24 protein-coding genes are annotated in these 19,559 nt (G+C 57.4%); 8 read left to right on the top strand and 16 right to left on the bottom strand.

Going from position 1 to position 19,559, the window contains the following annotated elements:
- The first annotated feature begins 415 nt into the window (after positions 1–415).
- Together ATO67_RS16915 and ATO67_RS16910 are read left to right on the top strand one after the other, a co-directional pair.
- The gene (locus tag ATO67_RS16915) at positions 416–847 is read left to right on the top strand and encodes a DUF5330 domain-containing protein (RefSeq protein ID WP_067651902.1); all 432 of its coding nucleotides are present in this window, start codon (positions 416–418) and stop codon (positions 845–847) included.
- A gap of 240 nt (positions 848–1,087) precedes the next feature.
- Positions 1,088–1,504 carry a SufE family protein gene (locus tag ATO67_RS16910; RefSeq protein ID WP_067651898.1) on the top strand — a complete coding sequence of 139 codons (417 nt, stop codon included), beginning with the start codon at positions 1,088–1,090 and terminating at the stop codon, positions 1,502–1,504.
- A gap of 17 nt (positions 1,505–1,521) precedes the next feature.
- Here the strand turns inward: ATO67_RS16910 and ATO67_RS16905 are convergent, their stop codons facing one another.
- From ATO67_RS16905 to ATO67_RS16860, 10 genes are all read right to left on the bottom strand, one after another.
- The gene (locus ATO67_RS16905) at positions 1,522–2,322 is read right to left on the bottom strand and encodes a DUF6456 domain-containing protein (RefSeq protein ID WP_067651895.1); all 801 of its coding nucleotides are present in this window, start codon (positions 2,320–2,322) and stop codon (positions 1,522–1,524) included.
- The gene (locus ATO67_RS16900; RefSeq protein WP_157940899.1) at positions 2,319–2,732 is read right to left on the bottom strand and encodes a hypothetical protein; all 414 of its coding nucleotides are present in this window, start codon (positions 2,730–2,732) and stop codon (positions 2,319–2,321) included. The genes ATO67_RS16905 and ATO67_RS16900 overlap by 4 nt, the downstream gene beginning before the upstream one ends.
- A 200-nt stretch (positions 2,733–2,932) precedes the next feature.
- Positions 2,933–3,361, bottom strand: a complete 429-nt coding sequence (locus ATO67_RS16895; protein WP_067651892.1) for a Ros/MucR family transcriptional regulator — start codon at positions 3,359–3,361, stop codon at positions 2,933–2,935.
- A gap of 417 nt (positions 3,362–3,778) precedes the next feature.
- Positions 3,779–4,120: a monovalent cation/H(+) antiporter subunit G gene (gene mnhG, locus ATO67_RS16890; protein WP_067651890.1), complete on the bottom strand. Its 342-nt coding sequence runs from the start codon at positions 4,118–4,120 to the stop codon at positions 3,779–3,781.
- Positions 4,117–4,506, bottom strand: coding sequence for a cation:proton antiporter (locus ATO67_RS16885; protein WP_082760306.1), 390 nt, complete (start codon positions 4,504–4,506; stop codon positions 4,117–4,119). The genes mnhG and ATO67_RS16885 overlap by 4 nt, the downstream gene beginning before the upstream one ends.
- Positions 4,503–4,982: a Na+/H+ antiporter subunit E gene (locus ATO67_RS16880; RefSeq protein ID WP_067651887.1), complete on the bottom strand. Its 480-nt coding sequence runs from the start codon at positions 4,980–4,982 to the stop codon at positions 4,503–4,505. The genes ATO67_RS16885 and ATO67_RS16880 overlap by 4 nt, the downstream gene beginning before the upstream one ends.
- Positions 4,979–6,541 (bottom strand): Na+/H+ antiporter subunit D, encoded by a 1,563-nt coding sequence (locus tag ATO67_RS16875; RefSeq protein WP_067651884.1) that lies wholly within the window; start codon positions 6,539–6,541, stop codon positions 4,979–4,981. The genes ATO67_RS16880 and ATO67_RS16875 overlap by 4 nt, the downstream gene beginning before the upstream one ends.
- An 18-nt stretch (positions 6,542–6,559) precedes the next feature.
- Positions 6,560–6,937 carry a Na+/H+ antiporter subunit C gene (locus ATO67_RS16870; RefSeq protein ID WP_067651881.1) on the bottom strand — a complete coding sequence of 126 codons (378 nt, stop codon included), beginning with the start codon at positions 6,935–6,937 and terminating at the stop codon, positions 6,560–6,562.
- On the bottom strand, positions 6,937–7,356 hold the full coding sequence (locus ATO67_RS16865) for a Na(+)/H(+) antiporter subunit B (protein WP_067651878.1): 420 nt from the start codon (positions 7,354–7,356) through the stop codon (positions 6,937–6,939). Before ATO67_RS16865 ends, ATO67_RS16870 begins: the two co-directional genes overlap by 1 nt.
- On the bottom strand, positions 7,353–9,698 hold the full coding sequence (locus ATO67_RS16860) for a putative monovalent cation/H+ antiporter subunit A (RefSeq protein WP_067651875.1): 2,346 nt from the start codon (positions 9,696–9,698) through the stop codon (positions 7,353–7,355). Before ATO67_RS16860 ends, ATO67_RS16865 begins: the two co-directional genes overlap by 4 nt.
- Positions 9,699–9,887: 189 nt before the next feature.
- Here ATO67_RS16860 and msrB point away from each other — a divergent pair, with 189 nt between their 5' ends.
- The 3 genes from msrB (at position 9,888) to bioB (ending at position 12,086) form a co-directional block, all read left to right on the top strand.
- Positions 9,888–10,298 (top strand): peptide-methionine (R)-S-oxide reductase MsrB, encoded by a 411-nt coding sequence (gene msrB, locus ATO67_RS16855; protein ID WP_067651872.1) that lies wholly within the window; start codon positions 9,888–9,890, stop codon positions 10,296–10,298.
- A gap of 235 nt (positions 10,299–10,533) precedes the next feature.
- Entirely contained in the window at positions 10,534–11,103 is a 570-nt protein-coding gene (locus ATO67_RS16850; protein WP_067651869.1) for a biotin transporter BioY, read from the top strand.
- Entirely contained in the window at positions 11,100–12,086 is a 987-nt protein-coding gene (gene bioB / locus ATO67_RS16845) for a biotin synthase BioB (RefSeq protein ID WP_067651865.1), read from the top strand. Before ATO67_RS16850 ends, bioB begins: the two co-directional genes overlap by 4 nt.
- 43 nt (positions 12,087–12,129) lie before the next feature.
- Here the strand turns inward: bioB and ATO67_RS16840 are convergent, their stop codons facing one another.
- Positions 12,130–12,534 carry a rhodanese-like domain-containing protein gene (locus tag ATO67_RS16840; protein ID WP_067651863.1) on the bottom strand — a complete coding sequence of 135 codons (405 nt, stop codon included), beginning with the start codon at positions 12,532–12,534 and terminating at the stop codon, positions 12,130–12,132.
- 59 nt (positions 12,535–12,593) lie between these two features.
- Between ATO67_RS16840 and ftrA the strand changes: the two genes are divergently transcribed.
- On the top strand, positions 12,594–13,625 hold the full coding sequence (ftrA, locus tag ATO67_RS16835) for a transcriptional regulator FtrA (RefSeq protein WP_082760305.1): 1,032 nt from the start codon (positions 12,594–12,596) through the stop codon (positions 13,623–13,625).
- Here ftrA and ATO67_RS16830 read toward each other — a convergent pair.
- From ATO67_RS16830 to ATO67_RS16820, 3 genes are all read right to left on the bottom strand, one after another.
- The gene (locus tag ATO67_RS16830) at positions 13,606–14,109 is read right to left on the bottom strand and encodes a GNAT family N-acetyltransferase (protein WP_067651860.1); all 504 of its coding nucleotides are present in this window, start codon (positions 14,107–14,109) and stop codon (positions 13,606–13,608) included. The two genes, ftrA and ATO67_RS16830, sit on opposite strands and share 20 nt — an antisense overlap.
- Before the next feature lie 66 nt (positions 14,110–14,175).
- Positions 14,176–14,844, bottom strand: a complete 669-nt coding sequence (trhA, locus tag ATO67_RS16825) for a PAQR family membrane homeostasis protein TrhA (RefSeq protein ID WP_067651858.1) — start codon at positions 14,842–14,844, stop codon at positions 14,176–14,178.
- A gap of 139 nt (positions 14,845–14,983) precedes the next feature.
- Positions 14,984–15,394, bottom strand: a complete 411-nt coding sequence (locus ATO67_RS16820) for a universal stress protein (protein WP_067651855.1) — start codon at positions 15,392–15,394, stop codon at positions 14,984–14,986.
- 211 nt (positions 15,395–15,605) lie between these two features.
- Between ATO67_RS16820 and ATO67_RS16815 the strand changes: the two genes are divergently transcribed.
- Positions 15,606–16,466 carry a VOC family protein gene (locus ATO67_RS16815; protein WP_067651852.1) on the top strand — a complete coding sequence of 287 codons (861 nt, stop codon included), beginning with the start codon at positions 15,606–15,608 and terminating at the stop codon, positions 16,464–16,466.
- A 94-nt stretch (positions 16,467–16,560) separates the two neighbouring features.
- Positions 16,561–17,715, top strand: a complete 1,155-nt coding sequence (locus tag ATO67_RS16810) for an AI-2E family transporter (protein ID WP_067651849.1) — start codon at positions 16,561–16,563, stop codon at positions 17,713–17,715.
- Here the strand turns inward: ATO67_RS16810 and ATO67_RS16805 are convergent, their stop codons facing one another.
- Positions 17,716–18,441, bottom strand: a complete 726-nt coding sequence (locus tag ATO67_RS16805; RefSeq protein WP_067652024.1) for a polysaccharide deacetylase family protein — start codon at positions 18,439–18,441, stop codon at positions 17,716–17,718.
- A gap of 57 nt (positions 18,442–18,498) precedes the next feature.
- Positions 18,499–19,419 carry a dihydrodipicolinate synthase family protein gene (locus ATO67_RS16800; RefSeq protein ID WP_067651846.1) on the bottom strand — a complete coding sequence of 307 codons (921 nt, stop codon included), beginning with the start codon at positions 19,417–19,419 and terminating at the stop codon, positions 18,499–18,501.
- Positions 19,420–19,559 lie beyond the last annotated feature (140 nt).

Here is a 19,559-nt window from a genome sequence, read left to right as displayed (position 1 = left end):
GGAGCCACCGGCTTAAGGAAAGGCTAAAAGCGATGACGCCAAAGGCCGTTAAAACCCTTCAGAGTCTCATTTCGAAGCATTTGGGCCAGACTTTGCATTTCATGGTTAATGACGGGTAAGCAAAGGATTTTGTTATATTTTTCTGTTTGCGTTAATCTTTGTGGCAGTCTGCACCGGCGCTATCCCCTGCATTTGTTGGGGACCGCCGCAATTATGCTTAACATCAACAGTTAAAACTCTAACGAAATACGATCTTCGATCCTGCGACGGAACAAATAGCTACAATTTGAATTAAATTCTGCCGGTTTTTGCAAATCGCTGTTGGTCTGTTGGGGATAGGGTGATGCCAAGCCCGGAGAACAGGGCAAACACGGATGACCCGAAAAGGGCGACGGTTAAACAGGGTAGTTTCACAATGTGGTTTTTGATCAAGTCATCGATCTTCTTTTCGCTGGTTCTGGTGGCGCTGTCCTACTTCGGTAGTTCGAGCGACAGCAATTCGCAGACATCGCAGATGAACGTCGCCGGCGCCGTTTCGGCAGCCAGCGAAGCCTATCGTTACGTCAGTGCCATCTGCGTGGAAAAACCGGATGTCTGCGTCAAGGGCGCGGAAACATTTCATGCCCTGGGTGAAAGAGCCCGTGAAGGCGCAAAGGTTGCCTATCAACTGATAGACGCGCAACTGGCTGGCAGCGAAGAGCCTGCAAAGCTTGCGGATGCCGCAGCACCCGCCGTTACCATCCCCGCAGCCACTGTGGATGTTGCGCAGGAGAGCGATGACATCAAGACCGGCACCATCAAATCCCAGCCCTACGTCCCCCTGCCACAGCGCCGCCCCGCGCTCTGAAGATTTCCTTTTTTCACAACTTGCGGCTCATCACTGAGCCGCCTGACTGCCCGACTCTCAAAGCCCTGCATGAACAACGTTCGTCGCAGGGCTTTTTTTCGTCAGCATGGCGGTTCAATTCGGGGATGGTTTGGCCTATATCGAGGTTAAAGCGACGGTAGGTCTCACTCACCTCATCCTGTGCCTGTCATAGGAATGAGGAAGCAAGCATGCAGCCTGAAACGAACGGATAACGGATAAATGGCCTCTCTCGACAAGATCATGGACGACTTTGCCTTTCTTGATGACTGGGAGGATCGCTATCGCTATGTGATCGAACTCGGCAAAGAGCTGCCGGATTTGGCCGCCGAAAAGAAGATCGCTGAAAACAAGGTGCAGGGCTGCGCGAGCCAGGTCTGGGTTGTCAGCCATAGCGATAACGACAGTGATCCTGTTCTGACCTTCGAAGGCGATTCCGACGCCCACATCGTGCGCGGCCTCGTCGCCATCGTGCTGGCCGTCTATTCCGGCAAAAAAGCCTCCGACATCGCCGCCCTCGATGCCATCGACGTGTTCAGCAAGATCGGTCTCGTCGAACACCTGTCCTCCCAACGCGCCAACGGCCTTCGCTCCATGGTCAACCGTATCAGGGCCGAAGCACAAGTGCTGGCTGCTTGATATGTTACAGACGGCGGCTACACCACCGGCCGATATCCCTCCGCGCCCCAATGATGCGTTTCGCGTTTGCGGGTGGTGGGTGGCGGTGGTGAGTAGTGTCTGGCCAGAGCCAGAAGTGCGGTGCGCAGCATGAGTTTGGCCGAGCGGACAGGCCATTGACGTTCGCGCTCCACCAGTTCCAGACCCTTTTCGAAACAGCAGACGTCGATGGCGACACCTGCCAGTTCCGGGCCCATCGCCTCTGCTGCCGTGGAAAACCGCATGCGGGCGGACATCGCGGTATCGCTTATGTCCTGCGCGCCATTCGACTGCCCCTTGCCTCGCTTCGCAAGACGCGGCTCCCAGGATGCGGTGATGCGGGGGCTGAGGTGGCCGCGGTGGAAGTCGCTGGCCAGCCGTTCACCTGCCTCAAGCGCATCGGCGGAAAAGAAGCCTTGGCCATCGCGGTCTTTCAATCGTGAAAGTGCAAGCATTGGTGATGACAATTCGTTGCGCTTTGCATTGTAACGCTCACCTTCAATTTCCACGGAGACGACTTCGCACAGGCGATGCTGTTCCTGAAAGATTTCGTCCCGTTCCTTGACCATCGCGCGTTTGATGAAGGCTCTTGCGGTGTCCTGAACGTAAAGCGTGTTCCCTTCCTTCCGCAATAAACCGGTAGAAATCGCTTGTTTCATTGCGATTTTTCCGACTTTCCGAGATGCTGCTGCGCCCTCAATGGTGATTTCGAAGTCATCGCCGACATCCCTGACCTGCGCAGGTCCGTTCCCGATGAAACGCAGCAGGCGCACGAGCCCGCGTTCTCCATTCTCTGTCATTCTGCACCTGCCTGAAGTGTTTCGAGAACGGGCTGTACCGCCTGCTCGACGGCTGTGACGAAAGCGTCGAAACCGGGATCATCACGGCGGTCTTCCACCCGCTGGCAGGTGATGCTGGCAGTGGAACGATCCCGACCGAAGCAGATTGCCACCTCCCACAAAGGCAGGGACAAAGCGACATGGCTGACATAGAGCGCGATCTGGCGGATGTGGGACATGGCATGGCGCCGGTCGCGGCGGACCATCTCACGATCGACGATGTCCGCGAAGACCGTGCAGGTTATCTGGCGCACCTGCTGGCACGCCATACGATGCGACGCGGGTACTGATGATGACGGAACGGCGTGGCAGGCGAAAAAACGATGACCGACGGTCGATATCGGTCCTGATGGCTGGAGACTCACGGGCATGAACATCACTCCTCATAAAATAGGAATTAATTCATATATCACGATGAAGTCGTACGCAATCCAGCCAGAGATGTAAAAATATACGGATGAATACTGGACTAACTTCCTAAAATCCGGGAGGGGCGAATATAACTCTCCGGGTAGCCATAAAAAAAGCCGGTCACAGGGACCGGCTTTTGACATTTACCAATGAGGCGAATTCAGCGTGCAGCTTTGCGGCGCTGGCCAAGGCCCATTTCCTTTGCGAGGCGCGAACGCGCTTCTGCATAGGCGGGGGCGACCATCGGGTAATCCACCGGCAGGTCCCACTTCTCGCGATACTCTTCCGGTGTGATGCTGTGATGCGTCGTAAGGTGACGCTTGAGCGACTTGAAAGAGCCGCCGCATTCCAGGCAGATGATCTGGTCATCCTGAACCGATTTACGGACAGACACCGCAGGCTTCTGCTTTTCAACATTCACGGCGGGCACGACGGGCGTGGAGGTGCCGCTGAGCGCTGTATGAACATCCGAAATAAGGCCGGGAAGCTCCGTGACCGGAACGACGTGGTGGCTAACATAGGCAGCAACGATATCCGCAGTCAGCTCGACCAGCAGATCCTGAGCGCCGCCGTATGTAGTTTCAGTCATATAAGTGTCTCCTAATCATGTCTTCCCTGGCATCGGCGCGGGCCGCCTGCCAGTAAACTGAAGTTAACCCCAAGCCCACTGATCTGCATTCGCTAAAAGCAAAGCTACTTCTGCGATCTACACAGAGAGAGCCGAGACTTCTTGCAGCAACTGCGTCAAACGGAAAAGATATCCAGACACTCTCCGAAAGAGATAGTTTAGCCATCAGTAAAATGGTCGACCGGATTATCAATCACGCAGAACGCAAATCAACGTTAGCTTCTTTACCTGTTGTGGATAGCACCAAACCAAAAAAAGTCCAATTATTATTATTACTATTTCAGAGCAAGAAATGGATATTCTATCTATAAGAAATCACAGGTAACAAAATAAGGATGTATGTCTGAACGGCAACGAAGTTAACCGCAGAGCAACATGTCAATTCAACTTACGGTCTGCTTTAAACTCATCGATATCCGTCGTTGCTGATAAGCGATATCCCATCTGGTAAGCAGCTTTGGCAAGCAAATGTGCGGATACTGGGGCAGTCAACACAACAAAACAGAATGCAGCCAGAGAGCGCGCCAGAATAGAAACTTCAAGTGAATTGATACCGACCGCGAGAAGAAGAAGACCCGAACCAACAGTTCCAGCCTTCGACGCAGCATGCATGCGAGTATAAAGGTCGGGAAAGCGGTTTATTCCCACGGCCGCAGCCAATGAGAACAACGATCCGCCGAGCAATAAAACGACAACGGGTAAAGCAACGAACCAACTCATTTTCTCTGTCTCCTGCCTGTCGTCTTGGCGGACTTTTTCCGTCGGGACTTGGCAGTTGCCGGCAACCCCTCGGTGCCATCAAGTCCACCTGCGCCGTATGTCCCTGGCGTTGCCTTGCGCGAAAGCACGAACCGCGCAAATGCAACCGTTGCAAGAAAGCCGACGAGGCACAGGGACAGAGCAATATCGACATAGAGATCAAAGCCGGTGCGGATAGCGATGACGGCGATAAAGCCCGTGGCGATGCCGACGAGCATATCCAGCGCGATAACCCTGTCCGGTAGCGTTGGGCCAATGATGACGCGGTACACAGTCAACAGGAAGGCCACGGAAAGAATAAGGGAGGCGGCGATGGTCGCCATCGAGACCAGTGATTCCGGTGTCATTTGCGAAACGCCTCCATGATCTTCCTCTCGAAACCTTGGGCGATCGACCGCTTGGTGGCGGCAATATCGCTACAATCCAGGGCGTGGACGTAGAGAATGGCACGATCTTCGGAGACATCTACGGAGAGTGTGCCGGGTGTCAGCGTGATGAGGTTGGCCAACAGGGTGATCTCGAAATCGCTGGTGAGCCTCAGGGGATAGGCGAATATTCCGGGCTTGAGCATGATCTTCGGCTTGATGACCAGCAAGGCCACCGTCCATGCCGACAGCGCAAGCTCCTTGAAGAACAGCAAGGCTAGAGCCAGAATGGCGGGAACGCGTCTCCAATAGGTTTGGGTGTCTTTCAACTGGCCGCGGACAAGGGCGAGCGACAGGGCGGCGACCAGCACCCCCAGCAGCATATTGGGGATGGTAAAACTGCCGGAAATAGCGAGCCAAACGACGACGAACAGCGCACCAAGAGGATATCGGCTCATCTGGCAGTCCCTTCTGGGAAGACGGAACGGATATAGGCTGATGGATCGGACAGGCCATCCGCCGCCTGCTGGCTGAGCTTCATGATCTGTTCGGGAAACAGCCCAACCCCGATGATAACAAGTGTCAGCGCCACCACCGGCGCGAAGCTTGGCGGATTGGTATCAGCTACCACGGCCTTCATGCCCGCAGGCGATGGACGCCAGAAGCACAGCAGAAAGATGCGGGCGAAAGCGATGGTGCAGAGGAAGCCGGAAATGAGGATCGAGGCCGCCAGCCACCAGGCGCCGATGTCGATGGCGGATTTCGTCAGCATGGCCTTTGGCCAGAAGCCGGAAAATGGCGGCAGGCCGGAGCCTGCGAAAAACAACGCGAGAGCCAGCCCTGAAAACCACGGTGCCCTGGCGTATAGGCCACTGAGGTCGGACAATGTCCATGCCCCGCCGAGGCGCGCGGCGTGACCGATGACAAGGTAGAGCGCCGTCATGACCACCACGGAATTCAGCGCATAGAAGACGACGCCCCCGATGGCGGATGGTGAGCCGATGGCGACACCTGCCAGCAGGGTGCCGATGCCGGAAATGACGACATAGCCCAGCATACGCCTGATGTCGTTCTGCGCCAACGCGCCCATGGCACCGAGGATCATGGTGAGTGCCGCCACGATGGCGATGACAAAGCTCAGTTCTTCACGCTGCACCGGAAACAACATGATCATGACGCGCAGCAGCGCGTAGATTCCGACCTTCGTCAAGAGACCACCGAACAGAGCGGACACGACGATTTTAGGCGTATGATAAGAAGCAGGCAGCCAGAAATTAACCGGAAACGCCGCTGCCTTCATGGCAAATGCCAGCGTGAAGAGGGCAGCCAGCGTCATCAGCGGCGCTTCACTATCCACCGTTGTCACGCGCCTGCTGATATCGGCCATGTTGAGGGTGCTGAAGATGGCATAGAGATAACCGACGGTGATGAGAAACAGCGTGGTGCCGATGAGATTGAGAACGGCATATTTCAACGCGCCATCGATCTGCTCTTTCGTCGAGCCCAGAACGATGAGGCCGAAGGACGAAATCAGCAACACTTCGAACCAGACGTAGAGATTGAAGATATCGCCGGTCAGAAACGCGCCGCTCACACCTGCCATCAGCAGCATCAGAAACGGGTAGAAGCCGTAGCGCTGACCGACGTCATCGATATCGCTGATAGCATAGATGGCACAGGCAAGGGCCGCGATGGCGCCTGCCAGCGCCAAAGCCGCGCCGGTCAAATCCGCCGTGAAAGCGATGCCGAAGGGTGGTAACCAACGGCCCATGACCATGGTGAAGGGGCCATGGATCGCCACCTTCCACAACAGGACCGCGTCTATGACAACCAACAGGAACAGTCCGAGGATGGCGATTGCCGCGTGAAGGCGGGTGGAGTGCCTGACCATTACCAGGACCGCGCCGACGCTGATGCAGAGCGCCACGGGCAACACGATCAACCAGTCGGCAAACGCCGTCGGCTGCATGACGAGCGCAGCGGAAAGATCGAGTGTGGGAGAAGCGGAAGCGGCCATATGTGTCTTATCCGTTTCTCAATATCCAAGCGGCGGAAGCGGCTCGCGCTGCGGTTCTGCGGCGCGCATTTCGTTGGTGTCGTCTGTTTTCAGCTCTCGAAATGCCCGCCACACCAGCACCAGCAGAAAGCAGAAAAAGCAGAAGGAGATGACGATGGCCGTTAGAATGAGCGCTTGAGGCAACGGGTTGGCGGCGCTCGGTGCCAGCACATCCTCGTTAGCACTGATGATGGGCGGCACTGCGCGTGTCAGCCTGCCTGCCGCAAACAGCAGCAGATTAACGGCATTGCCAAGAATGGCGACGCCGAGCAGCACGCGCACGCTGTGGCGCGACAGCATGAGATAGATCGCCACGGAAAAGAACACGCCGACGAGAACGGAAAACACGGCTTCCATCAGTTATCGTCCCTTTCTTCCAGTGCCAGAGCAATAGACGAGAAGCCGCCGACCACGACGAGATAGACGCCGATATCGAAGGACATCACTGTTGCCAGCGGCACCTCGAAACCCGCCAGGCTTGGAGTGACCCACAGACCTGTCATGAATGGCACGCCTGTAAACACTGAGGCCATGCCTGACAGCGTGGCGAGCAGAAGGCCGAAGCCTGCGATGGACAGCGGATGGAAGACAATGGCGCGGCGCACCGCGGCAACGCCGTAAGCCACGGCAAAGATTGCCAGTGCCGAAACCGCAATCAACCCGCCGATGAAACCGCCGCCGGGCTCATTGTGTCCGCGCAGCAGAATGAAGATTGAAAACAGCACCATGAGGCTGACGATGACAGGTGCGACGGTGCGGAAGATCAGCGTATTCATGCCCTGCCCTCATCCTTTGGTTTCGAGCCGCTGCGGACGCGGATGAGCGCCAGAATGGCAAGGCCCGTGATCATGACAACGGCGATTTCGCCCAGCGTATCGGTGCCACGGAAATCCACGATGATGACGTTGACCACGTTGTTTCCATGGGCGATGAGCTTGGAATAGGCGCTGAAGAACTGCGTGAGGTTGGTATCGAAGGATTGTTCGGTGGATTTCAGCAGCATCAGCGCAAAGCCCGTACCGCAGGACAGTGCAATGGTGCCATCCAGCAGTTTCTGACCTCGCTTGCGGTGATCAGACGGCGAAAGGCGCAACCGCGTCATGACCAGCGTGAGAATGACCACCGACAGCGTTTCGACCATGAACTGCGTGAACGACAGATCAGGCGCTCCGAACAGCAGGAACAGCATCGCGACCGCAAAACCCTGAATGCCAAGTGCGACGATGGCGGTCAGACGGCTTGCCGCCGTCAGCACCGCGACGAGCCCGATAATGGCGATGATGATGAAGGTGAGTTCATGCAGTTGCATATCCGCTGGCCAGAGCGGCAAGGCGGGCAACTCGCCATAGGCAAAGAGCGGCACCAGCAGCACCAGCGCGATAATGGCGAAGGTGACTGTTACATAAAATTCCAACCTGCCCGGTTGGATCATGCGGGTTATGTGAAACGACAGTTTCACCAGCGTTGAGATGATACCATCGAACGCCCTGTCCGGCCCCGGTCCGGCAGCATCCAGCATGCGGGTCATGAATTGGCGCGCCTTGCACAGATTCGTATAGACCAATACGCCGAGCGCCACGGTAAAGAGTGACAGCACCAAGGGCATGCCGATATGGGGCACAAGCGACATGTCAACGAGGCGGCCCTCTCCGGCAATTGCGGTAGCCATGGGTGTCGAGATGCGGGCATGAAATGCGTCAGAAAACAGCGCTGCAAGCAGACCGCCAAACGCCAGAACGGCGGGGCCGAGCCAAAGCAGGACCGGGCCTTCGTGGGCGTGTTTCGGTGTCTTCACCTGCTTTCCGATGAAGGGTTTCAGCGCTACTGCAAACGCAATTGCCAGCATCAGGGCGTTGCCTGTTATGGCGATGCCGGTGAAGAGAATGGCACGGGGATTGGCGTGGGCGAGCGCATAATAGATTTCTTCCTTCGCCAGAAAGCCGAGGAAGGGTGGCAGGCCTGCCATGGACAGCGCAGCAGCCATCGCCACCGCGAAAGTGACAGGCATGGCCTTGCGCAGACCGCCGAGCTTCGTCACATCCCGCGTTCCCGCCTCGTGATCAATGATGCCCGCGACCATGAACAGCGCACCCTTGAACAGCGAATGCGCCACGAGATACAGCACCGCCGCCTCGATGGCATGCTCCGTGCCAAAGCCCGTTAGCATGACCAGCAGGCCAAGCGACGAGACCGTGGTATAGGCCAGCATCAGTTTCAGATCGGTCTGGCGAATGGCGAGAAACGCGCCAGTCAGCATGGTCAGCCCGCCGAAGAAGGGCAGCAGGATTTCCCATGCCGCCGTGTCGCCCATGACAGGGTTGAGCCGCATCAACAGATAGACACCCGCCTTCACCATGGTTGCGGAGTGGAGATAGGCCGACACCGGCGTCGGCGCTTCCATGGCGTTGGGCAGCCAGAAGTGAAACGGAAACTGCGCCGATTTGGTAAAGGCTGCCCCTAGAACCAGAAGCAGAGTGGCGAAGTAAAACGGGCTCTGGCGCAGCACGTCATCGCCGTGAACGAGCATGGAAAGCTGCGTGGTGCCGCTGATGTTCCAGATGAAGATGATGCCTGCCAACAGTGCCAGACCGCCACCGCCCGTGACCACCAGTGCTTGCAAGGCGGCGCGGCGGGCGGCCTCTTTCCTGTGGTCAAAGCCAATCAGCAGGAAGGAGGTGATCGAGGTAAGCTCCCAATAGACAAACAGCATCATGAGGCTGTCCGACACCACGACGCCCAGCATCGCACCCATGAACAGCAGTAGAAAAGCCAGAAAACGGCCCTGCTGCGGATGGCCTTTCATGTAACCGCCCGCATAAAGGACGATCAGCGTGCCGATGCCGGTGATGAGAAGTGCAAAGGTCAGCGACAGGCCATCGATGAACCACGAAAAGCTGAGATTGAAGCTGGGCACCCAGGCATAACCACCGGTGACGATCTCGCCCGCTGCGATTTCGGGAATGAAGCCAAGGAAGTGGACGAAGGCCAATGCGGGCGCAAGCGCAAGCAACCAGGCGGCGTTATGGCCCAGCCTGCCGACCGCCAAGGGCGCGCACAAAGCTGCTACAAAGGGCAAAAACAGCACTATGAATGTCAGCAGCGTGACATTTCCTATCATTTTGTCTCCCAGCCCTGCCGATTTTTACGGCCTCGTTTTGTTATCTCTCAATTAGGGCATGGAGACATGCGCCTCAACTCTTTTCGATTGCATCCGAGGTCACAACGTCTTTATCCCCCGCTAAAGCGGCATCCTCTTTTAACCGTGCGGTCGAAGCACTATCTTGGGGACAAACGAAAGGATCTCGTCATGAGCGATCTCAAATCACCCAAAATCACCAAGTCCGATGCGCAATGGCGCGAGGAGCTGACGGCGGATCAATACCGTATTCTGCGCGAACACGGCACGGAACGCCCGTTTACCGGCCCCTACTGGAACAGCACTGAAAAGGGCTTGTACCGTTGCGCCGCCTGCGATGAGCCTCTGTTCATCTCCGACACGAAATTCGATGCCGGTTGTGGCTGGCCGAGCTATTTCGAACCGGTCAAACCGGATGCGGTCATCGAACTGCGCGACACGGCTCACGGCATGGTTCGTACGGAAATTCGCTGCGCCACCTGTGATGGACATCTGGGCCACGTCTTCCCGGACGGCCCACCGCCAACCGGTTTGCGTTACTGCATCAACGGCCACTCGATGGTGTTCGAACCACAGGATTGAGTTTGCTTGTATCTGCATAACAGGCCACGCCGCCCACCGGGTGGCGTGGCCTTTTTTATTGTGACCGCACGTCTTTACAGGTCTGAGTAGCACTCCCACAATCTACAAAGCTATTCTGTTTTCAATTTTTATAGATAAAATTCGTTTATCAATGAATTTTATCGCCTTGACTCATCATCATCCATTTTCATAAGCTTATTGTATCGCCAAATTATCTATAATTTAAGGATCGCAGATGAGTTTTTCAGCCTCGAAGCAGGATGCCTCTAAAAGCATCGCACTCTCCCGGACATTTTTGACGGTCATAACAGGCGTAGCCTTGATGACGCTTGCGGCAAAAGTTCAGATACCATTCTGGCCCGTTCCGATGACGCTGCACAGCATGGCCGCCTTGGGATTTGCGGTCGTGCTGGGGCCGCGCATGGCCACCGCCATTTTCGTTGGATATCTGGCTGCGGGTGCAGCAGGGCTCCCGGTTTTTTCAGGCACGCCGGAACGGGGCATCGGCATTGCCTATATGATGGGGCCGACCGGCGGTTATCTCGCGGGATATCTCGTTGCCTGCGGACTGACGGGATGGCTGGCGGCTGGCAAAGGCGTCATCGGCCGCTTCGGCGCAATGCTCGCAGGTCTCGGTGTTGTCTATGCGCTTGGGATTGCCTGGCTTGCGCTCTATGTACCCGCAGACAAGCTGCTCGCCGCGGGCGTGCTTCCCTTCCTCATGGGCGATCTCGTCAAGATCGGCATCGTTGCACTCGGTTCTCTCATGCTGAGCAAACACGAACGCGTGGACAGCAACACATGACGGCGCAGGACGGCATCATCCGCCACGACTGGAGCATTGGTGAGATTGCGGCAATATACGAATTGCCGCTGCTGGAACTGGTCGGGCGCGCCAATGCGGTGCACCGACAGTTCCACGACCCCAACCATGTGCAAAAGGCAAGCCTGCTATCCATCAAGACCGGTGGCTGTCCTGAAAATTGCGCCTATTGCCCGCAATCGGCGCATCACCGGGAAGTGGACCTCACTCGCGACATGCTTATGGAGCCCAAGACGGTGATCGCCATGGCCGCCACCGCCAAGGCGGCGGGTGCCGAGCGTTTCTGCATGGGGGCGGCATGGCGACAGGTGCGGGATGGCAAGGAATTCGATGCCGTCATAGAGATGGTGGCAGGCGTGCGCGGCCTTGGCATGGAGGCCTGCGTTACCTTGGGAATGCTCAAACCGCACCAGGCGGAACGTCTGGCGAAGGCCGGATTGACCGCTTATAACCACAATCTCGATACCAGCCCGGAATTTTACAGCCGTATCATTACCACCCGTACTTATCACGACCGGCTGGAAACACTTTCTACCGTGCGGGCGGCGGGCATCGAGCTTTGCTGCGGCGGCATTATCGGCATGGGTGAAAGCGTTGAAGACCGCGCGGCCATGCTTCAGGTGCTGGCGGGCTTTGCACCGCACCCCGAGAGTGTGCCGATCAATGCGCTGGTACCGGTGGAAGGCACACCGCTGGCCAAGCGCCCCCGCATCGATCCGCTAGAACTGGTCCGCATGGTGGCAACTGCTCGCATCGTCATGCCGCACTCCACTGTGCGCCTGTCCGCAGGTCGCTCTAGCCTGAACCGCGAGGCACAAATCCTGTGTCTGATGGCTGGCGCGAACTCCATCTTCTACGGTGATACGCTGCTGACGACACCGAATGCTGGGATTGGCGAGGATGCGGAATTGCTGGCGGCCATCGGTCCGCTGCAACGGCAGCAAAGTGCTGCTTCGGCCGCTTGACATGCGAGGAGCGGCGTTGCGCCGTTCCTCGCCCGTTCTTTGCTCACGCCGCCTGACTGGACGCAAATTCGAATCCTTCATCCTCCCACCCGGTGATCCCGCCGATCATGATTTTGACAGGGCGGCCCAAGCGGGCGAGGTTCAGCGCGGCACGGTCGGCGCCGTTGCAATGGGGGCCAGCGCAATAGACCACGAACAGGGTGTCATGCGGCCACTGCGCCATGCGTTCGCGCGTCATGTCCACATGCCGCAAGTGAGTGGCACCGGGAATGTGCCTGGAGGCAAACATATCAGCAGAACCGACGACGTGCAGGAGAACGAAATCCTGATCTCCGTTTCTCAAAGATGCGGAAACATCTGCACAATCCGTTTCAAGCGAAAGCCGCTGTGAAAAATGGTCAATGGCGGTCTGTGACGGTGCGGCGGGAATGTCTGTGACGTAGCTCATGGGGCGTCTCCTTTACCTCTGTTGAAAGGATCTTACGCCCGCAGGAAAAAAACTGGCAGATGGCACGATTGCCATATATCGTAAAGATCATGCCAAAACACGACACACCGCCCTCACCCAACCGCCTCGTCGTCGCGCTCGCCTATGACGGCCTTTGCACATTCGAATTTGGCGTGGCCGTTGAAGTTTTCGGGCTGGCGCGGCCGGAGATGGGTGAGGACTGGTATCGCTTCGCAGTGGCCGCTGTCGATGAAGGCGAGATGCGAGCAACCGGCGGCGTGCGCTTTACTGCCGATGGTGGGCTCGACCTGATCGCGCAGGCTGGAACGATCATCGTGCCGGGCTGGCGCGGCATCGATGCACCGGTGCCAGAAGATTTATGCGCCGCCTTGCGCCAAGCCCATGAGAACGGCGCACGGCTTTTGTCCATATGCTCAGGGGTCTTCGTGCTGGCGGCGTCGGGACTTCTCAATGGTCGACAAGCCACCACCCACTGGCGCTACACCGATGCCCTGAAGGCTCGGTTCGGCGAGATCGAGGTGCTGCCGGACGTGCTGTATGTTGATAGCGACACGGTATTGACGTCTGCCGGAAGCGCAGCGGGCATCGACCTTTGCCTGCACCTGATCCGCCGGGATTTTGGCGCGAAAGCCGCCAATATGGTGGCGCGCCGACTGGTGGTGCCGCCGCACCGCGATGGCGGGCAGGCACAGTTCATCAACAAGGCGGTTCCCGAAGCGCATGAAAAGGCGCGGCTTGGCCCCGTGCTGGACAGGATGCAGGCGACACTGACGGAAGACTATACCGTGGCGCGGCTGGCAAACATGGCGGGTATGAGCAGCCGCACCTTTCTGCGCCGGTTCGAGGCCGCAACCGGCACGACGCCCGCCAAATGGCTGCTGCTGCAACGCCTATCCAAGGCAAAGGATTTGTTGGAAACATCGAAGCTGGGCATGGAAGCCATCGCCGAAACAAGCGGTCTCGGCAGTGCCGCCAATCTGCGGCACCATTTTCGGCAGCAGTTTTCCACGACGCCCGCTGCGTACCGCGAACGTTTCGGCGCGAAAACCGTCATGCCACGGGAAGCTTGAGTTCCATGCAGGTCAGGTCCAGCCAGCGACCGAACTTGGTGCCAACCTCGGAAAAGCGGCCCACGACACGAAAGCCGAGCGCTTCGTGAAGACGGATAGACGCTGTATTTTCTGCTTCGATGGCACCGATGAGGACGTGAACGTCATTGTTGGCGGCGTGGTCGATCAGCGCCTGCATCAACAGCTTGCCGATGCCTGAGCCGCGTGCATCTTTCTGGACGTAGATGGAATGTTCGCGGGTGTGGCGGTAGCCATCGAAGGCGCGCCAATCGCCATAAGATGCATAACCGGCAACGGCTCCGTCCTTGACGGCAACGATGACAGGGAAACCGCGATCCTTGCGGAGCTTGAACCACTCCTTGCGGTTTTCGATATCGACCAGAATATCGTTCCAGATCGCGGTCGTGTTCAAGACCGCATCGTTATAGATGTCCATGATGCCGGGAAGGTCTTCGGCGGTGGCGTCGCGTAGTTCGATTGTCATGCTTTATGTCCGCTGCAAATCAATGTCCGGCAACCATAAAGCATGTCGCAAAACTGTGCAGCGATTTTACGCGGTGACGGGCGCCATGCTGAAACTGGTCATGACCGCGGTATAATGCACGGCAGCGGCAACCACGACGAAGCCATGCCAGATGGCATTCTGGAACCGAAGACGTTCCCATACATGGAAGATGACGCCCATGGAATAAATGATGCCGCCGATGACGATCAGCCACAGGCTGAGGGGTGGCAGGTGATACGACAGGCGATCTGCCACCATGACGCCGCTCCAGCCCATGCAGAGATAAAGCAGGATCGTCAGACGATCGAACCGGCCCGGGAAAAAACATTTCAGCATGATGCCGGACAGTGCCGCCAGCCATATGCCCGCGAGTGTTACGGCGATCAGAGGATCTTCGATGCCTCGCTGCAGGATAGGCGTGTAGGTTGCGGCAATGAGAATGAAGATGCCCGAGTGATCCAGCCTGCGCAGGTACCATTTCACATTGGAATGCGGCCAGATGTTATAGGTAAAGGAGATGGAGAGGCACAGGACGAGCCCGAGCGCATAGATCCAGACGGCAGCGATAGCGCTGATGCTATCCCAGAGCGTGACGTAAAAGATAAGGGCCGTCGCGCCAATCAGCGCGAAGACGATTCCGACACCATGCACGATGCCGTCTGCCACGATTTCATGAAGGTCATACCGGCGTCCGAAGCGCCAAAGCTCGCTCATAATCTGTTCCCGCGTAATAGTTCGCAGATCATGCAGGCAATATGAGACGGGAACAAGACCAGCGGCGACAAAGATGATCACTTTGCGTTCGCCTGTGTTGCAAAAGTCGAACGTGCTTCAACCTATCGTCAGACGACCACTAACGATCCACCAGAACCGAGCACTTGGCGTGGCGCACCACCCTGTCGGCTGTGGCACCGATGAAATAGTTGGTGATATCAGGTGTGTGCGAGGCGATGATAATAAGGTCGACGCCCAGGTCTTCCGCCGCAGCCAGAATTTCACGGGCGGGCGCACCGCTGCGAATTTCAGCGGAAGCAATACGCGCCGATGTCTGCTGCAACGCGGCCAGCTTTTGCCGTGCGTCGTCTATCGCATTTTTGATCAGGTCTGCCGGCATGTCGATGGCGAGATAACCCGGCAAATCCTCGACAACGTTCAGCAGCACGATCTGGCCGCCTTCATCCAGAAGCGCCTCGGCTTTCTTCAGTATCGTTTCGGATTTGTGAATGGCACTCAGATCGACCGGAACGAGGATTTTGCTATACATCAGTCTCTCCCACATCCTACTCTTGCTTTCGATGCGGCTATATTTGCACGAAGTGCGCCCGGAGGGAATTGATCCGCATCAAGCTGCAACCACTTTATTGTCAACAAATATTGCACAGTGAATCGCCTAACCAGCATCTTTTCTGAACGATGGATCGCGCGCATATTGGTTTTCAATAGCCGCATGTGGCACGGAAATCGGAGTAGAGCGAATGAGTGATGACAAGCAGTTTGCGCTGACAAGGCCCGCCTATGTTGGCCAGGCCCATCTCGTCGTGCGGGATCTGGACCGGGTATCCGATTTCTACCAGAAGATCATCGGTCTCTCGGTGATCGAGAAATCCCCGAATGGGCAGGTGTTGGGCGTCAGCGGTAAGCCGCTTCTGACGCTGACGACATCGCAGAACGCAGCGCGAGCGCCCAGCGGCGCGGCTGGTCTTTTCCACACCGCTTTCCTGATGCCGAGCCGCAGCGACCTGGCCTTGTGGCTGACACATGTGGCGCACAACAATGTGCAGCTTCAGGGCGCTTCCGACCATCTGGTCAGCGAAGCGATCTATCTGGCCGATCCTGAGAACAACGGTATCGAGGTCTACCGCGACCGATTGCCGGAAGAATGGGCCTACCAGCCAGATGGCACCGTTGCCATGGCCACCGAACGACTGGACCTGCAGGCGCTTTACGACAGCGCCCCGAAGGCAACCTTTGCAAAGGCTGCGGACGGCACAGCCATTGGCCACATCCATTTGCAGGTGGGCGACATTCCAAAGGCCGATGCATTTTATCAGGACGTGCTGGGACTGAAGATCATGGCGCGGTACCCCGGTGCCAGCTTCTTCGGCTCCGGTGCTTACCACCACCATGTCGCGGCCAACATATGGAACAGCCGTGGCGCGCAGGCCCGGACCGAGAATATGACGGGACTTTCCGGCTACTCGCTCAAGTTCAATGAGCGCGCCGAATTCGACAAGGCTTTGGCTGCGATCGACAAAATGGAAATCAACACCGAACGGCAGAGCGACGGCGTCGTGCTGAAAGACCCCTGGGGAATTGGCCTGAAGCTGTCGGCGTGAGGTTGCACGGCGAACGTTCTACACACGTAAATCTTTCGCCCCTTGGAACCGCGATATCTATCGAGCGTTATGTGGTCTAATGGGGGACTGCTGGATGAATGAACAAGCGGTGACGAACCGAAAACACAGTGCTGGAACCATAACGGCCGACGTGATCATGCGTGGGGCGCTCGGCTCAGCACAGGACGACGAAAGAAGCCAGCAACCGCTGGGGCGTGAAGCGCTGGATGTGGCGGTGGCGTGGTCCATCGTCGGCATCTTCTTTATCATATTGATGGGCGTCATACACTCACTGTCGATCATTCTGATCCCGGTTGTGATGGCCATCGTTGTGGGCATGATCCTCGGTGTTGCCGCGAGCAAGCTCAACTCCTACGGCATTCCCGGATTTGCGGTGGCGGTCATTTTGTCGTCAGCGGTTGCTTTCGTGCTGTTCCTCGTGATCAACTCCTTGATCGATCCGCTGTCCACTTTGGCATCGGAAGGTCCGGGCATTGTCGAAAAAGCCATTGATCGCTTCGTGCCCTATTTGCAAAGCCTGCGATGGCTGAATTTTTCGGCGGCGACCTTCAGCTTGAGTTCGATCTCGCTGGAATCCGTCATATCGCGAAGCGGTGACATCATTTCGGTCATCGGATCGAACCTGACCCCCGCCATCATTCAGGGCCTGATCTTCTTCGCCGCTTTGCTTCTGTTCCTCTACAGCCGCATCAGACTGCGCAAAGCCATGATCATGGCCTTTCCACAAAGACACCAGCGTCTGCGCACCATCCGCACCATCGCCTCCATCGAACATGTGCTGAGTTCCTATTTTGCAACCGCCTCGCTGATGTATGCCGGGCTGGGCGTCATCATGGTCATCATCGCCTATGCGGGCGGCCTCGCCATGCCGTTTTTGTGGGGATTGTTCGCATTCCTGTCCAGCTTCGTGCCTTTCCTGGGCATCACCGCCATGACGCTATCGCTGGCAATCGCAGGCATTCTGACGCATGACAGCATGCTGTTTGCGCTTTTGCCCTCGCTCGTCTTCTTCACCATTCACCTGCTGATGGAAAATCTGGCGTTCCCGGCTGTGGTGGGAAAGAACATGGAAATCAATCCGTTCCTGGTTTTCGTCGCCATTATTTTCTGGACATGGATGTGGGGTGCCGCAGGTGCAATGCTCGCCCTGCCGCTCTCGCTCATCGGCATGACCATAGCCCGCGAGCTCTTTCCTTCCCGCCGCGTGGTGCCGAACCTGCCGGCTTGATCAGTTGGAGGGCGCGTTGAAGGCCGGGTCATCAAGGCGGGTGAAAATAACGCCGCGCGCTTTCAGCGCCATCAGTCCGCGCACGACGCCCTCACCTGCTTCATGGGTGGGTTGGTTGATGTGAGAGATGATGACATCGCCGTCTTTGGCGGAGGCGATGTGCTTGGCCGTCATACCAGCGCCCAGCAGCGAGCCGCCGTCGCCGTTGATCGAAAAGCCTGCGACGCGCTCTCCCAACTGGTTGATGGTGGCCATGGAAGAGTTGGTGTATTTGGCGGTCGCACCGCGAAACCATTGCGGCTGATGGCCGGTGGCGTTAGCGACGGCGAGCCTGCCGCCTTCGACTTCCTGCGCCACCGCTGCTGTCGAGCCTGCCGCTGCAATACCGTAGATGGAGACGGGCTTGTCGACAGCCGGAATGTGATTTTCACCGTGGTTTTCCAGCTCGAACAGATCCGGATGCGACATCATGATCGCAAGCGCTTCGGGGTTGTGCTTCAGCCAACGGGCGGTGACGAAAATGGTGGCCGGTATTTTCTCGTTGACGAGCGTATCGAGAATGCGAAAATCCGTCTTGCCCATGCAGGCATCGAGCGTGATAGCCACGCGTGTTGCATGGGCCTTGCTCGGCTGCATTTTCAGCGTCGGCTCAAGCAGGCCGTTGCCTGCAAAAACGGGGGACGCGCACGCGGCCGTCAATACGGCAAAAGCAATTGTCTTCAGCATATCGGATGCCTTGTTTGATCTGGAGCCCAAGGCCAATCTGCCCGCAAGACGCCGGAATTATGGCGTGGCGGCGGGAAGGCCATCGAGTTCTGAGAGCTTTGCCAGCGCTTCTTCCACGCGTGCGCAATCGCTGAGGCTGAGCGGCATGATCGGCAAGGGCGGCTGGCGGTGGGTGAGCGACAACAGGTTTGCCGCCGCATAGACGACGCGGTAGCTGCCGAATTCCTGAAACAGCGACCAGAGCGGCTGGAAATATGCCTCAATCCGCTGCACCTCCGCCGTGTCACCCGCTTGCGCTGCGCGCAGCAGGCGAAGGCTCGGAACCGGCAACAGCCCACCTATGACACTATACCAGCAATCCGCACCCTGAAGCACAGCCTGCGACGCGCCCCAGTCTCCGCTGTAGCCTATCGCAAAGCCCTCACCCAGCCTTGGGCGTAAGCGTTCCAGTTCGTCTTTGAATGTCGTGTCTGATGGCAGCGGCATTTTGACGGCGCGGATGTGCGGAATATAGGCAAGCCGAACCAGCAACTCGTCACCAAAGGCAAACTTCGTGGTCGACGGATTGTTGTAGATGCAGAGCGGCAGGCTGGTTGAACCGGCGACGGCTGCGAAGTGATGATAGGCTTCTTCCTGCGTCAGCGGCACGTAGGAAACCGGGGCCAGCAGCAGCGCATCGGCACCGGCAGCTTCCGCATCCTTTGCCAGCGCAACGGATTCGCTGGTGCGAAGGGCTCCGACGCCGACAATGAGCGGCCTCTTGCCCTTCACGCATTCCGCTGCGGCTTTGATGGCACGAAGGCGTTCGCTGCGGGAAAGATAGGCATAGCTTCCAGTGCTGCCCAGAAGGCCGATCGTATCGACCTCAGCCGCATCCAGACGCTCGATCAGCCGCGACAAAGCCTCGACATCGACGACACCGTCTTCATCTGCCGGTGTCAGCGGAAACGCCGAAAGCCCGTGAAAACCCACATCCATAGACCTATCCCCAAAACCCTCTGAGAAAAGGATTAAGCGGCAAATCAGCAGGCGGCAATATCAATAAGAAATCAGTTAGATATCGTTGCGGATTGGCAACGGGCAGGCTGTGCGCCCTCATTTCTGTCCTTGTGACAGGG

The sequence above is a fragment of the Agrobacterium bohemicum genome (assembly GCF_001562555.1).
Taxonomy (GTDB): Bacteria; Pseudomonadota; Alphaproteobacteria; order Rhizobiales; family Rhizobiaceae; genus Agrobacterium; species Agrobacterium bohemicum.
Note: the sequence above shows the minus strand (reverse complement) of the source record. Positions and strands in the feature narration are given on the sequence as shown.